The organism is Gimesia fumaroli (genome assembly GCF_007754425.1).
In the GTDB taxonomy this organism is placed as follows: domain Bacteria; phylum Planctomycetota; class Planctomycetia; order Planctomycetales; family Planctomycetaceae; genus Gimesia; species Gimesia fumaroli.
In genome coordinates this window covers 5,855,668-5,869,704 of sequence record NZ_CP037452.1, presented here as the reverse complement: position 1 = coordinate 5,869,704, position 14,037 = coordinate 5,855,668, and the positions used below count along the sequence as shown (strand labels likewise).

The 14,037-nt window shown below is 51.3% G+C and carries 9 protein-coding genes; 3 read left to right on the top strand and 6 right to left on the bottom strand.

Features of this window, described 5'->3' with window-relative positions:
• Positions 1-20: 20 nt before the first annotated feature.
• The 4 genes from Enr17x_RS22205 to Enr17x_RS22190 all read right to left on the bottom strand — a co-directional run bounded on the left by Enr17x_RS22205 (position 21) and on the right by Enr17x_RS22190 (position 5,236).
• Positions 21-989, bottom strand: coding sequence for a PLP-dependent aminotransferase family protein (locus Enr17x_RS22205; protein ID WP_145311884.1), 969 nt, complete (start codon positions 987-989; stop codon positions 21-23).
• Positions 986-2,359: a radical SAM protein gene (locus Enr17x_RS22200; protein WP_145311883.1), complete on the bottom strand. Its 1,374-nt coding sequence runs from the start codon at positions 2,357-2,359 to the stop codon at positions 986-988. Before Enr17x_RS22200 ends, Enr17x_RS22205 begins: the two co-directional genes overlap by 4 nt.
• A 120-nt stretch (positions 2,360-2,479) precedes the next feature.
• Positions 2,480-3,175 (bottom strand): DUF1559 family PulG-like putative transporter, encoded by a 696-nt coding sequence (locus Enr17x_RS22195; protein WP_232100813.1) that lies wholly within the window; start codon positions 3,173-3,175, stop codon positions 2,480-2,482.
• Between the two features lie 219 nt (positions 3,176-3,394).
• Positions 3,395-5,236, bottom strand: coding sequence for a DUF3300 domain-containing protein (locus Enr17x_RS22190; RefSeq protein ID WP_198000739.1), 1,842 nt, complete (start codon positions 5,234-5,236; stop codon positions 3,395-3,397).
• Positions 5,237-5,818: 582 nt separating this feature from the next.
• Here Enr17x_RS22190 and Enr17x_RS22185 point away from each other — a divergent pair.
• The 3 genes from Enr17x_RS22185 to Enr17x_RS22175 all read left to right on the top strand — a co-directional run bounded on the left by Enr17x_RS22185 (position 5,819) and on the right by Enr17x_RS22175 (position 11,005).
• On the top strand, positions 5,819-7,276 hold the full coding sequence (locus tag Enr17x_RS22185; RefSeq protein WP_145311880.1) for a DUF1501 domain-containing protein: 1,458 nt from the start codon (positions 5,819-5,821) through the stop codon (positions 7,274-7,276).
• Complete coding sequence (locus Enr17x_RS22180) at positions 7,273-9,228, top strand: DUF1549 and DUF1553 domain-containing protein (protein ID WP_232100812.1); 1,956 nt, start codon at positions 7,273-7,275, stop codon at positions 9,226-9,228. Before Enr17x_RS22185 ends, Enr17x_RS22180 begins: the two co-directional genes overlap by 4 nt.
• 121 nt (positions 9,229-9,349) lie before the next feature.
• Entirely contained in the window at positions 9,350-11,005 is a 1,656-nt protein-coding gene (locus Enr17x_RS22175; RefSeq protein ID WP_145311879.1) for a LamG domain-containing protein, read from the top strand.
• Positions 11,006-11,080: 75 nt separating this feature from the next.
• On the opposite strand, the gene Enr17x_RS22170 is transcribed toward Enr17x_RS22175, so the two are convergent.
• Together Enr17x_RS22170 and Enr17x_RS22165 are read right to left on the bottom strand one after the other, a co-directional pair.
• On the bottom strand, positions 11,081-12,409 hold the full coding sequence (locus tag Enr17x_RS22170) for a hypothetical protein (RefSeq protein WP_145311878.1): 1,329 nt from the start codon (positions 12,407-12,409) through the stop codon (positions 11,081-11,083).
• Positions 12,406-13,944, bottom strand: coding sequence for an ABC transporter permease (locus Enr17x_RS22165; RefSeq protein ID WP_145311877.1), 1,539 nt, complete (start codon positions 13,942-13,944; stop codon positions 12,406-12,408). The genes Enr17x_RS22170 and Enr17x_RS22165 overlap by 4 nt, the downstream gene beginning before the upstream one ends.
• Positions 13,945-14,037 lie beyond the last annotated feature (93 nt).

Below are 14,037 nucleotides of genomic sequence, written 5' to 3'. Positions count from 1 at the left end.
AGAGACGCTAGTCGATGTTTTCAAATGTGCGTGAGGCTCCGTTGTTGAATCGCGAACAGGCATGAAATGACGGTCACATCTTCCCTGTCAGAGCCGAAGACGCTGGCGGGTACGCCCAGGACATTCTGTTCCTCTAAGAGTTGTGTAAAGGGAATGTTAACTGTCGAATAATAGCCGGCTTGCGGCGGTCGCCAGTGAGGGGCGAAGTTGTGAATCGCGGGAGCCAGTCGCTTCCATTCTTCACTGAACGCGGAACGAAGCTGCGTTGGCAGTGCAGCGTGTAGGCGAATGGTCTCGACCCAGTTGCAGGTGAAGTCAGCTCGCGGTTGCAAATGCGTTCCGAGTAACTCTTGGGGGCCGACCGCGAGCCCCCACTGTTCGGGCATCAGCCAGGGTTTTGAGAGAGAAAACAGGCAGATGCATTGTCTGGTTTGGATGAGTTGCGAGTAAATGCTGTGATTGGGTTCGTAAGCATACGCGGCATCGATGATCAGTGTGCGAGTTTCGTCAGCGGTTAACCAGTTGATGAGGGCCGTGGTTTCGTATGGATTCAGGTAACGTCCCACAGGAACCGCGGGTTGCGTCAGTAGCAGAACTTGTCGTTGTTCAGATGATTCCCTTAAATAATCGAATTCCCATTCGGGCAGGGTGCGGTATGTTCGGCAGGGGTAACCCTCTAAAATCTGATGATAAACGGGATAGACATCCTGCGGGAAAATGAAAGAGGCCTGTTGCTGTTTGAACTGTTTTACGAGTTGCGTGAGCAGATCGCGGACGCCTTTTCCGGGGAAGGCATGCAGGTGATCAAGGTTAAATCCAGTCACGTCCTGCCAGACGGAGAGCGCGTCCTGCAGTGAAGCTTCTTCTCCCGCTGCGCTTGCCGGGGGAGCAAGATGACTCAGTGCTTTCTGTGTATTCATACAGTCGAGCCGTAGCGGCTCGGATTTCAGATACGTTTCTTTGGCGGCCCGGTATTCCTGAAAATTCATGATATCTCGATTTCACTCCTGCGATCTTCCAGTGAGGTTAAACAGCGACCGTCGGCCATGATGTTCCAGCTACGACATAAGCCCTGGCTCAATTCCCAGAGCAGGCTTGGTTCGGTATAGGCGGCGACTTTCATCGGGACACCATTGATGTGGTGTTCATAAAGGGCCGCACCCCAGGGGAGTTGGCCGACCTGGTTCCAGTTTTTCGCTTGCAGATAGTCCAAGAGAACTCGGAGTGGCACCTGATGTGCTTCGCTCCACTCGTTGGCAGGCCGGGAGTAATACTCGGACTCGACACTGGTGGAAACATACAACTCTTTAAAGCAGACTTCCCGCACGTTTAGAGATGCAGCCCAGTTAAGATAATTCTGGATGGCGATTTCGTCTTGAATGCCCCCTTTCTGTAACACGCAGATCAGACGCAGGGAAAGTGTGGGGAATCGATCCGGATTCTGAGCAAGGCATTCTGCGATTCGCGCGACGTCAATATCCAGACTCATAATTCGCCGGTTCACCTCAAGGTCATGATGATGGTGAGAGACGGCGAGTGTAGTCAGCCCGGCGGTCTGAAGTTCTTCCAGAAAAACGAGCCGTTCTGTCGCGGGCATCTCGGTCAGAAGATAACCGTTTGTAATCAACACGACTTTTTGCGGGAAATAGTCGGCAGCCAGGCGAATCAATTCCAGTAGTTTAGAACGGGGATAAAGCGTCGGTTCGCCTCCGCCGGTGATCACGGCCCGCTTTGTACCACGTGATTTCGCGGCCTGCATCAACCTCGCGATCTGTTCCAGTGATAACGTTCCCTTGTCCTGTTCCACGGATGCAGAGGATTTGGAAAAACAGAACGAACATTTCGCCTGACAGCCGATGGCAACTGGTAATAGGGAGATGGAGCGGGGTGTAAGTTCGCTATACTGAGGTAAGTTTCGTTGCAGAACCGAGAGCGAACGGGCCATCGCTTCCTCAATCGAAATTTCGCGCAGCGTCCTGTCTGGATTGAACAGGTAGACGCGTTGAACGCGAATGGAATCTCCTTTGATATAGTGTCCCAGCCCCGTGTGTTCGGTTTTGAACAGCCGGCTTTCTGCAACTTGTGTCTCTAAAATGAGTAGTGCATTGCCCGGCAGATTCAGCTTGGTTAACAGCCTGTTGTTTTTCTCGATGCCGATATTGAGCTGGTCGAGTTCCAGCAGATGGAATTTGTCCGTAAATTTGCTTTCCGGAATCCGCGTTTTGGAATATTCGTGGCTATACTTGTCATAACCACGCGCAAAATTGGAGAGAACGATGACGTGATGCCGCGAGCATAGTCGGTCGGCAGGCGAGTGTCGAGAAGCCCTTTGATTAATTTCTACCAAGGTTGTCTGCATGGTCTTTCCTGTTCTGGTGGCAAGTTTGCCTCAACTTGATTCAGGAAAACGATAGTGTTTAATAGACACTAAGTCAATGGTTTGTTTTCTATTTTGTGAAAAAGGGCATGGAGGAGGGGATCAGGGCGCCTGCAGCAGGTGATCCATGTAACCGGGGTTGAATACGCCAGTTGTGAGCCAGCGGACTCGCCCGTCGTCGTATAAAGCAAAGGCACCGTGAGGAGCAAAACGATCAGTCCGGGTTAAGTTGATCAGCTCATCAAGGGAAATGTCAGTGGGCTCGTTCCATAACCCGGGCAGTTCGGGGACCTCTATCAGAACAATTCGGTTTTTCCCAATCTGACGCGTCTGGTTCTCGGGCCAGTAGCTGCTATTGTCAATAACGGCGACCAGCTTTGAGTTTCTTCTTTCTTCAGTAGGGGAATTGTTTTTAGAAATTTTCCAGTCCCCGCGAAACAGTTTCGGGTTTTTGTCTGCCACCCGTTGATTGTGGGGACTGCTCCAAGGTTCGTCAAACCGATAGTCGAGTTGATATTGTTCAAAAGGACGCTTTGTCTTTAAGTAAGGCAGCAGGATTGCCCGCCAACTGTGCAGCGGGTTACCTTGTTCGTCTCTGACTACAGCGGGAGGCAGACAGCCATGTTCATTCTGATATTCATGTAACGCCAATCCAATCGCTTTCATCTGATTTTTAAAATATTGACGCCGGGGATTGGAACCTGCCTGCTGGACTTGGGGAACGAGCAATGCAGCAAGAATGGTGATGATCACCATAATGGTGAAGAACTCAGTCGTGCTGAGGGAATGGTTCTTCATATTTTTCATACCGTGGCCCCGGTTTGAATATGATTCCAGGTTCGAACACAGAAAAGTGTGAGAAAATGAGTGACATACCTGCTTTCTATCCTAATAACCGTTTCAAAAAAGGCGAAGAAAATAATCCGAATCTGAACAAGATTGGTAAAAATAAAACACGCCCCTTCTCAATCGAGAGAAGAGGCGTGTTTGTTTTAAATTAATGATTGAGAGCAAAACTTATCTACGACCGCCGCGTGAGCGACCAGATGATCCACGGCTGCTGCCTCGTGAAGAACTTCCCCGAGAATAAGACGAACTGCCTCGCGAGTATGCGGGGGTTCTGTTTGAGTAGGAAGACCGGTTTTGTGAGCTGCGCGAATATCCGGACGTCGAACGTTGTGATGAAGAGGATGATCGTCCGTTGTGTGAAGCCGCAGCCTGAGACGAACGATTGATCTGCTGGCTGAGCTGTCCCCAGTTTTTCTGCATGCTCTTTAAGCCGGAGGCAATCTGTTGACTCGATGATTTACTATAGCGCGAATTCGCGGCAGACGACTGGCGGCTGGAGCGATATGACCCACTCTGGCTGCTGCGATTGTTAGACGAACGGGCGGCCTGTTGGCTACTGCTCGATTGACGACTGCTGGCTGTAGAAGAACCCTGGCCGACCTGTCCGTCTCCCAGCGTGCCTGTTTTCGTGCCATTGTCTGTGGTGACCGTGGAACTGACTTGACCATTGGCAGCTGTCGTGTTGACCGAGGCCGATCCTTTGCTGGAATCGATGGAGGTCGAACCGTTGTAGGTGCCGTTTCCATTACCGGTTGCGGTGCCTGAGCTGTTGTGTTGTACGTTAGCGTAACCGTTGGCGCCTTGCACCGAAGTAGATGAAGAGCGGACTCCACTCACCGAACCGTCGGCGTTCTGATTGACGCTGCCGTTGGTGCTGCGGCTTCCATAGGCATTCACGCCGGTGTTGGTTGCGACAGATCCGCTGGCTTGGGTATTGTAGTTGGCTCCGGTTTGTGTTTGTGTTACTGAACCAGTGACCTGACCGGCGCCGGTCGCGGACAGTCCGTTCGATGTGTTTACCGTTCCCCCGCCTGCTGCACCGAAGTAGGTGGTGCTGCCGACCGTTGTTTTGCCGGCAATGCCCGTTCCTGTGGCGGTCGCGGAATTTCCTTGAGGACCCGTGACGGTGGTTGTGGCAGCACCCGCACCAACGGTCGTTGCGCCATTTTGATAGACGACACTTCCCCCTTGTGTAGCTCCCGTAACCGTATTCCCGTTCGGGCCGGTGTAAGTTGTGGAACTGTTGCCTGTAGACGCGGTCGCATGACCATAGGGGCCTGTGGTTGAAGTTTGTGTGGCGGAACCGCTGACATTTTCACCATGATAGGTTGCGGTCGTTGTTGTCTGATTTGGATACGCGTAAGCGGCATACAGTTCAGAAACAGTCGCGGGTACGAAATAGCGACCAGCAACATAACCGGCGGCTGCCACGTAAGCTGCTTGACCCGTTAAAGGTGCGCCGCTGGCATCAACGAATTGTTCTGGTTGTTCTTCCAGAGCCGCGTCGACTTCAGCACGCAGCTTATCGATGGCGCGCCAGACATCATCGGGTTGTGTCTTATAGGCCCGTCCCAGCAGAGTGGTAGTGGCGATGTTGTCGCCCAACTGTGCCAGGATTTCCGGGTACTGCTTCAGTTTCTCGACGTTTGGATCGCTTACTTTTTTGAATTGCTGAATGCGTTGTGCAAAGCGACCGCCGCCGATTTGAACTCCGTTTTGTCTGGTGGCCTGACGGATCGCCAGAGGATGTTGCGACGCCTGCAGAATGGTTTCGACGAGGTCATCCGGATAGAAGGCGATACCGGTGACCAGGCTTTCGAGCGCACGTGGTGATAATGTTTTTTGTTGCAAGATGGCCCCAGGTTGTTGTGCACTGATGGCTCCGGGTTGAATCATGAAACAGACTCCGGCTGTGATGGCAAGCAATCCTTTGATGTAACTCTTTGTTGCTGATGTCATTCGTTTCCCCAACTCTTTTCTGGTGTTGTGAATAATTGTTTCTTGATTCACATCTTGCCTTCTCTGATGTTTTGCGACCTGTGGTTGCGCCTGGTCAGTATTGATATAGCTTAGTTTTTGGGAGTTGTCGGAAATGGATTTTAGAAAAAAGTAGATTTCCATGAACTCCCTCAGTGTTGGCTTTCTAATACCTGTAAAACGATGATCAAAGACAACATGTTGCGAAAAAGAAACGTCACATGGCTCTTCTCAAAACCATGTTGTTTGTCCCGCGTCTTGAATACTCAAGGCTGTGAAAAGAGGTTTCAGAAACCGGAGAAAAAATAGAAGAAATGAGGATTCACATTGAAAATTATCGGAAAAAATTTCGAAACGAAACCGGGGGTCGTGTGTTCGATTTGTGTCATCAAAGAAGAGTGCATCGCAGATGCATGTTTGAGGCAGCCTGCTCTTGTTTTCCGCGGATCGATCTTCAATTTCCATGCAGCCGCATCGTTTAATTATTTCCTGTCGAATTCAGATCGCGGACGAAATTTGCGACAAATCAAAAAAGTCGCTGAATCCAGTCGAGTTGTCACCTGTTCCCTGATATAGTATGAGCAGTAATCTCAGTACTATCAGGGAGCCTCTGGTATGACATTCAAAGAATCGCGCGCGGATCAGTCTACCTCGTATTCGACACCCGGATTTTTGAATCGGCGGGAGTTGTTAAGAACCGCTGGTGGCGGCATTGGACTCATGGCATTAGAGTCTCTGCTGAAAACCGATGGTATTGCTCAAGCTTCAGGTTCTGGGACTCTCCAGCCGAAATCACCCGATTTTCAACCACGTGCCAAACGCTTGATCTGGCTGTTTATGCATGGCGGCCCGAGCCACGTTGATCTGTGGGATCCGAAGCCGGATCTGATGAAATATTCGGGACAGCCCTTGCCTGACAGTTTTGGTGAAGTGATGACGCGACGCAAGGTCGCGAAGAATCCGTTACTGGCGCCGATCAAACCATTTCGCCGTCGTGGAGAATCTGGTTTGGAAGTCAGTGATTTCCTGCCGCATACGGGCGCGCTGGTGGACGATTTGTGTGTCGTGCGTTCGCTGCACGGCGACAGTGTGAATCATCCGCAGTCGGTCTACCAGATGAATACCGGCAGTATCTTGATGGGGCATCCGAGTGTGGGGAGTTGGGTCGCGTATGGACTTGGTTCAGAAAATGCTGACATGCCGGCGTTTGTCGTTATGCCCGATCCCGGTGGCGGGATCAAAGGGGGACCGCCTGCGTGGGGAAGTGGTTATCTGCCGGCAACGTTTCAGGGAACGACGATGCGTCCGGGAAAGACGCCGATTTTGAATCTGAAACCTCCTGCTTCGATTTCAGCGCGTCAGCAGCGAGCAACGCTGGATCTGATTCAATCGATGAACCGGCGGCATTATGATAACCGGGATCAGGACGATGAACTGTCGGCGCGCATCTCAGCCTACGAACTCGCCTTTCGGATGCAGACAGCAGCGCCGGAGCTGGTTGACCTGACTCAGGAAACAAAAGAGACGCACGCGATGTATGGACTTAATGATCCAAACACGCGTGATTTTGGGGAGCGATGTCTACTGGCCCGGCGTATGATCGAACGAGGTGTGCGGTTTGTACAACTCTATTCCGGCGACACCGTCGGCTGGGATGCACACAGTGATGTGACCCGCAATCATACAACTTATTGTCGTAAGACAGATCAGCCGGTAGCGGCGTTGCTGAAAGATCTCAAACGACGTGGCTTACTGGAAGATACCCTGGTAGTCTGGTGTGGTGAGTTTGGTCGGATGCCGATGAGCGAGCAGGGCAAAGGTCGCGATCATAACCCGTGGGGATATTGCGGCTGGTTAGCCGGTGCCGGGATCACTGGCGGCCGCGCGTATGGAGCCACCGATGCGATTGGCCTGCGTGCGGTGGAGCAGAAGGTCCATGTGAATCAGTTTCATGCGACATTGTTGCATTTGATGGGCCTGGATCATGAAACCCTGACCTATTTCCATAACGGTCTGGATGAACGGCTGACGGGCCCCGCGGAGGTCGAAGTGGTGAAAGGACTTCTGAAATGAGACAGCGATTTCGAATTCCAGGGTTGTTTGTGGTGACCTGTTGTATGTGGATTTCTTCTAATACGACCAGCGCCCACGAACGGTTCAAGCTGAAAGAAGAACCGATCACTGAATCTGACCGCGCGCACTGGTCGTTTCAGCCGATCCGAAGACCTGACTTGCCGGCTGTCAAAAAGCGTGGATGGTCGCGGACTCCCATCGATCGATTTATTCTAGCCAGGCTGGAAGCGGAAGGTTTGCAGCCGGCGCATGCCGCTGATCGGACAACACTCATTCGCCGTTTGTATTTTGATGTGATCGGTCTGCCTCCGATGCCGAAAGACGTTGATCGGTTTCTGGCGGATCAGTCAGATGATGCCTACGAGAAGCTGGTAGATCGGTTACTCGCCTCAGATCATTTTGGCGAGCGCTGGGCACAACACTGGTTGGATCTGGCGCGTTTTGCAGAGACGGATGGCTATGAACATGACAAGATCCGGCCTCATGCCTGGAAGTACCGTGACTGGGTGATTAAAGCGTTAAACGCCGACATGCCTTATGATCAATTTGTTCGCTGGCAACTGGCGGGTGATGTGATTGCACCGGAGAACTCGGACGCGAAAATCGCGACCGCCTTTTGTCTTTCCGGTCCCGATATGCCTGATATCAATTCTCAGGAAGAACGCCGACATACCTTGTTGAACGAGATGACATCAACGGTTGGCTCGGTTTTCATGGCACTGCAGATGGGATGTGCACAATGTCACGATCACAAGTATGATCCCATTAGTACAATCGACTTTTATCGTATGCGTGCTTTTTTTGAACCGGCGGTCAAACCGGTGCGGAATCAATCAGTATTGATGCTGGCGTCGACAGGGAAGCCGGGTAAGCCGAGCCATGTGATGATTCGAGGAGACTGGCGACAGCCTGGGCCCAAAGTTCAGCCTGCGTTTTTACGCGTTGCGAATCTGAAAGATCTGAATGTCGAATCCAGCGATGCCAGACAGCAGCGGTTGGCATTTGCCCGCTGGCTTACACAAGATGAGCATCCGCTGACGTCGCGCGTGATCGTGAACCGGATCTGGCAGCATCATTTTGGGCGTGGTCTTTCCACGTCGCCCAGTGATTTTGGCACGATGGGCGAATCACCTTCCCATCCGGAATTGCTGGACTGGCTGTCGGCAGAACTGATTGCATCCGATTGGAAAATGAAATCGCTGCATCGTTTGATTCTGACTTCTAGTGTCTATCGTCAGGCTGGCAAACCGGCTTTGGATTCATCGAATTCTAGCAAAGCGTGGCAGCAGTCATTAAAGGTCGATCCGGAGAACACGTTACTCTCGCGATTCCCGCGCCAGCGACTGGATGCTGAAGTGATCCGGGATGCAATGCTGGCGATCAGTGGTACGCTTTCCAGTAAAACCGGCGGTCGAGGCGTGATGCCTCCTTTGCCGCATGAGTTGCGGGCAACGCTGCTCAAAAATCAATGGAAGACAAGCCCGAATCAAGACGATCATTATCGACGCAGTATTTATGTCTTCGCGCGACGCAATTTGCGCTACCCTCTGTTTGATGTGTTTGATCGTCCCGATGCGAACACGAGTTGTTCGCGACGCGGCACCTCGACGACGGCACCACAGTCGTTGCTGATGTTGAATTCAGAAAGCTCTCTCAAGTCGGCACGGGAACTGGCCGGTTTCATCTGGAATCAGGTAGGCTCTGATGTGAACGCACAGGTGACATTGCTTATTCGTCGTGCGTTGGGACGTGTGCCCACTCAAGCAGAACAGGCAGAACTGGTTGCTTTCCTGAAGTCACAACGTGCTCTGCTTTCTGCTGAAAAACGAAGCACCTCAAAGCTGTTGCTCCCTGTTTCGACTGCAGAGATGAAAGACGTCTATGCAGGGGCGGCTTTGACAGATCTCTGTCTGGCGATTCTGAATACGAGCGAATTCATCTATATCGATTAGAATCGCTGGCGATCCTTGTTTCAGAAATAACTGATTTTTTAGCGGTTTAATTTGTAAGGAATCCTAAGGAATGTTATGGTCAATACAGCGTTTGTGATTCATTTAAAGAAAGAAAATTCCCATGAGAAAAATGATGTACCTGCTGTTGTTGGCTGTGTGCTGGGCAACGGTGTTGAATGTGTCTGATGTCAGAGCGGAAGATGATGCGTTGCTTGGTGAATGGCGCTTGCAGGGAGATGCCCGCGATCAGAGCCGTTTTCAGAATCATGGTGTGAATCGAGGCGTGATGCTTCAGCCCGGGCAGCCAGCGAAATTTGACGGGCGAAAGGCATTCATTCAAGTTCCCGATTCAGAGTCGTTGCATTTGGGAACTGGCGAGTTCTCGATTGCGATGACAGTGAATACGAGTGCGGACCTGGACGATGTGATTGGCAGTCTGCTCAGCAAGTATGATTCGAAGGCCCGTCGCGGGTTTCAGTTGAGCATTAAAAATCATGCCGGCGTGACCAGTAGTCAATCGAATGATCGGCATCTGCAGTTTGGAATCGACAATGGAAAAATTGATGCAGGCTGGACGGATCACGGTCAATTAGGAGAGGCAGTTCTGGTTTACAGTATGGCCGTTTATAACGGGCAGCTCTTTGCCGGCACTTGTGTTCCGGGAGAGAAGGCCGCCGGTCGTGTGTTCCGGTTTGCTGGCGGGAAGAAGTGGATTGATTGTCGTGCGCCGGATTTATGCAACGCAGTGAATTCTCTGGCGGTCTATAACGGGCAGCTGTATGCGGGGACGGGCAAGTATCGTTTGAAAGGTTCTTCGCTGTCTGAATCAGACAACCCGCATTTCGGCGGTAATGTGTACCGCTATGAAGGAGACGGCAAGTGGGCACACTGTGGTCAGTTACCGGGAGTGGAAGCGATTAACGGGATGGTCGTTTTTAAGGGCAAACTGTATGCCTCTTCGATGTATACACCGGCTGCATTTTTTCGTTACGACGGCGGTACAAAGTGGACTTCGTGCGGTGTGCCGGATGGAAAACGTGTGGAATCGATGGCCGTCTATAATGGCGATTTGTATGCGACCAGCTATGATGCCGGCGCAGTTTTTCGCTATGACGGGAAGCACTGGACGCCTGCGGGGAAGGTCGGGGAGTCCACACAGACTTACGGCTTTACGGTTTACGCAGGGGATCTCTATGTGAGTGAATGGCCACACGCGGAAGTCTATCGCTATGCAGGCAAGAATGAGTGGAAGCTGGCGGGGCGGTTGGGTAACGAGAAAGAGAGTATGCCACTGGCGGTGTATAACGGCAAGATGTATGCCGGCTCATTGCCGCTGGCGGAAGTCTATCGTTATGACGGCGGCGTAGACTGGACGAATACCGGTCGCCTCGACATGACGCCTGATGTGAAATACCGTCGTGTCTGGTCGATGGCCGTTTACCAGGGGCGGTTGTTTGCAGGCACGTTACCGGCGGGGCGAGTCCATTCCATCGAGGCCGGCAAGAGTGCAACTTATGATACTGCACTCAAACCGGGGTGGCGCCAGATTGTAGCAGTCAAAGAGAAGAATCGGTTGAAGCTGTATGTTGATGGCGCGCTGGTGGCAACGTCATCCCGCTTCGATCCGGCCGACTATGATCTGACGAATGACAAGCCGCTTGAGATCGGGTTTGGGGCACACGATTACTTCAACGGCAATATGAAAGATGTGAAACTTTATCGGCGTGCTTTGACGGCGGATGAGATTCAGCAATACTATGCTGCGAGTGCGGATTGATCTCTCTGTGAATAAAAAAAGAGCCATCCAGATGACTGGATGGCTCTTTGGATTTTGTCATGAAGTCAAAGTGACTTACTGAGCTCCCAGATCGCGACGTAAATCGTTTTGCAGTTCTGGTACACGACCTTGCTCTTTGATCCAGAGTGGTTTCAACGGGAAGCTTTCCGGAACGGGCAGACCCTTGAGTTCATGAATGTAACGCCAGAGGAGAACTGCTTTCAGTCCTTCTTCGATGGCCAGATCTTCGGTCATCAGGCTGGGGTACTTGTTCAAGACTTTTGCGTACAACGCCATCCCTTGTTCCAGTTGAGTTTTCGCTTCGTCAAAGTTACCTTCACCGAATTTCTTCTCACCATCGAAGATTGCCTTATGGGCATCAATGGTGTCAGTTTCTGATTCGGAGAGGGCACGTGTTCGCCAGAAGCGATAGTTGGACGTATCCTGATAGCGATTGGTCCAATGACGTACATCTGCTTCTGTGATGTTCTCATCACGGGCGGCGAGATCTTTAATATCGTCTTCGGTCCATTCCAGAACGATCGGGCCTTTCGGAGTGATGAATTCTTCCCGGCCAAAAATCGTGGTCCAGTCTTTAAAGCCTTGCGCCCAGGCATCGGTTCGTTGTTTCCCGAATTTTCCTTCGCGCTGCATGGCATTGGCATAGTCAAACTGAGCATGCCAGGGAGATGCCCGGAACAACATTCTCATCTGCAGATGTTGTTTATGCTTCAGTTCTTTTTCGTTTGCGATCAGGAACTTTTCCTTGGCGACTTGATAGTTGTCGAGTCGTTCGGGATTGATTTCCGGATCGGGGCCACCTTCATAGCGTTCTGCATCAGGGTCAACCTTATAATACTTTCGGAAGAGTCTCCATTCATCAGAGCGGCCGACTTTTTGGCCGTGGAGGTTTCCGACTTTCCAGTCGAGTTCTGGGAATCGTTCATTACGTGTGACGCCTTCGTTGAGGAATTTGATCCCTTCTTTGACCCAGAAATAGCGGTCTTCGACGGCGTCCCATTCTGCTGATACGTTATATGCCAGATTCCAGCCCTGGAAGTCCCAGACTTTCATATAGTGAGGCTGCAAGAGGATGATTGAATCTACGGTAGAACGCAGCTTGGCCCATTCTTTCTTTTCCTGATAATCCTTGGCATCCAGCCAGAGCATGTTAGTGGCAATGCCCCGAAGTCCCAGCAGGACAAAGTTCATTGATGCACTGGATGGGTCCACATCGCCGAGGGTACTTTCCCCCAGCTCATGTTCGACACGTAGTTTGGCAAGTTCGCCGCCAGAACCCTCTTCCCCAGTAGAAGGCATTCCCAGCCAGATCACAGGGATCAGCAGAATGATAATGGCAATGACATAAGCGAGCTTACGATGTTTGGAAGTGAGTTTGTTCATTTCGCCTCCAATTCGCGAAGTTTCAAGCTATAAAACGAAATAAGTAAGCAAGGAAGAATATAGGCTGCGGTCGTGACGATGCCGGGCAGCAGAGCTGCACTCCAGGAAACATCGAACCCTTTGATCACATATTCCCGCATGTTTGAGAAAATTCCGAAATTAGGGATGACCTGCTGGCAGAGCCAGAGGAAGTTAATAATACCACCGTCCACAAACTCGATCATAGTTCTTACGGGACCAGCAGGGAGTTCTGTTTGAGAATTCATATGAGTTAATAAGCGATACCAGGCTTCGATCGCGCCGGAGGCTTCCATCTGGCCACTTAAAATTTCGTTCATGTACTCTTTAGACATGAATCCGACGGTCACAATGGTCAGGGTTGTCAGGATGGCAACGGGGCCTTTGACAAAGCAACTGATGGTCACGCCGAGCATGATCACCAGCACCATCGGCAACCAGATCCCCAGGACCGCTTTGGAATAGCCTACCAGGAAGGCGCGGTCTGGTGTTCGTACAAAGAGGTCAGGCCGGGCCATACCCAGTAATTGCCCTGCTTCCAGACACCTGACTTCCACGGTCAGATCACCATTGTCATCCACCAGGTCGTCAAAAATGTCGTACTCGACGTCTTTGCCTTCATTGTTTTTTTCAACGATCGTACGATCAATCAAGATCTGATTGTCAGAATATTCTTTATTGATCATCGGGTCATATTTGACGCGCAGATCTTTGTCGGGGTTTACAAAGGTGAGTTCATAGAGAATTCCCCCCTGTTCCATATTCCCTTTATGGGTTCGAAATGCCTCGAACGATGACTGCAGATTCAGTTGATCGTCGATGGCATCACTTTCGTCGATCCCCTTGAATTTGTAGATGGCACTGGCCTTGGTGGCACCTTCGATGTAGCTGCGGTACATCCAGATATCTCCGACATTGATCCCGGATGTGGTGGGGGCACCTTCACGGTCGGTGAAGGAGATTGCACCATAAATGGGAACTTTGGAGACCAGATTTTCCTGGGCAGATTCTGGAACCTGTCGAATGATCCAGACATATCCAATGGCACCCATCACAACCAGAATGGATGTGCCTAGCAGGGTGAAGCCGAGCATTCTGCCGATCACGATTTCAATGCGGTAGACGGGCTTTGTGACAACGGTATGAATGGTTCTGAGCCGAATGTCTTCAGGCAGGGACCAGCAGGAGAGCAGCAGCATAATCGGAAGTACAAGCCAGCTGGTGGCCTTTAATACGAAATCGATGTAGGACTGGACCTGCAGGTCAGGTCGATCGGCGGCTCCGGAAAGAAACCAGCCGGCAAACATGAACAGTGCGGCAAAAATAATGAAGACAAACAGAATTTTCTGCCGTAATGATTCACGAATCGTCAACACAGCGAGAGACCAGATGCGGCGGCAGGAAATGTGGACGATCTGGACGAAAAAGTCCAGGACTCCCCAGAAAACATCGACAAACCCTTTGCCGCCACGCGTGATCAGACTCACGGCGAGACAGACAAAAAGGGCAATGAACATTGAGCTCCCGAACACGATCAGAAAGTGTTTCAGGGCATCAGCCAGGTCATAGGGTATCGGATCAAAGGACATAATGATTTACTTCTGTGAATA

Excerpts from the sequence above, each read along its gene's own strand:
- Enr17x_RS22205 (WP_145311884.1), bottom strand. The coding sequence starts at position 989 with ATGAATTTTCAGGAATACCGGGCCGCCAAAGAAACGTATCTGAAATCC.
- Enr17x_RS22200 (WP_145311883.1), bottom strand. The coding sequence starts at position 2,359 with ATGCAGACAACCTTGGTAGAAATTAATCAAAGGGCTTCTCGACACTCG.
- Enr17x_RS22195 (WP_232100813.1), bottom strand. The coding sequence starts at position 3,175 with ATGAAGAACCATTCCCTCAGCACGACTGAGTTCTTCACCATTATGGTG.
- Enr17x_RS22185 (WP_145311880.1), top strand. The coding sequence starts at position 5,819 with ATGACATTCAAAGAATCGCGCGCGGATCAGTCTACCTCGTATTCGACA.
- Enr17x_RS22180 (WP_232100812.1), top strand. The coding sequence starts at position 7,273 with ATGAGACAGCGATTTCGAATTCCAGGGTTGTTTGTGGTGACCTGTTGT.
- Enr17x_RS22175 (WP_145311879.1), top strand. The coding sequence starts at position 9,350 with ATGAGAAAAATGATGTACCTGCTGTTGTTGGCTGTGTGCTGGGCAACG.
- Enr17x_RS22170 (WP_145311878.1), bottom strand. The coding sequence starts at position 12,409 with ATGAACAAACTCACTTCCAAACATCGTAAGCTCGCTTATGTCATTGCC.
- Enr17x_RS22165 (WP_145311877.1), bottom strand. The coding sequence starts at position 13,944 with ATGTTCATTGCCCTTTTTGTCTGTCTCGCCGTGAGTCTGATCACGCGT.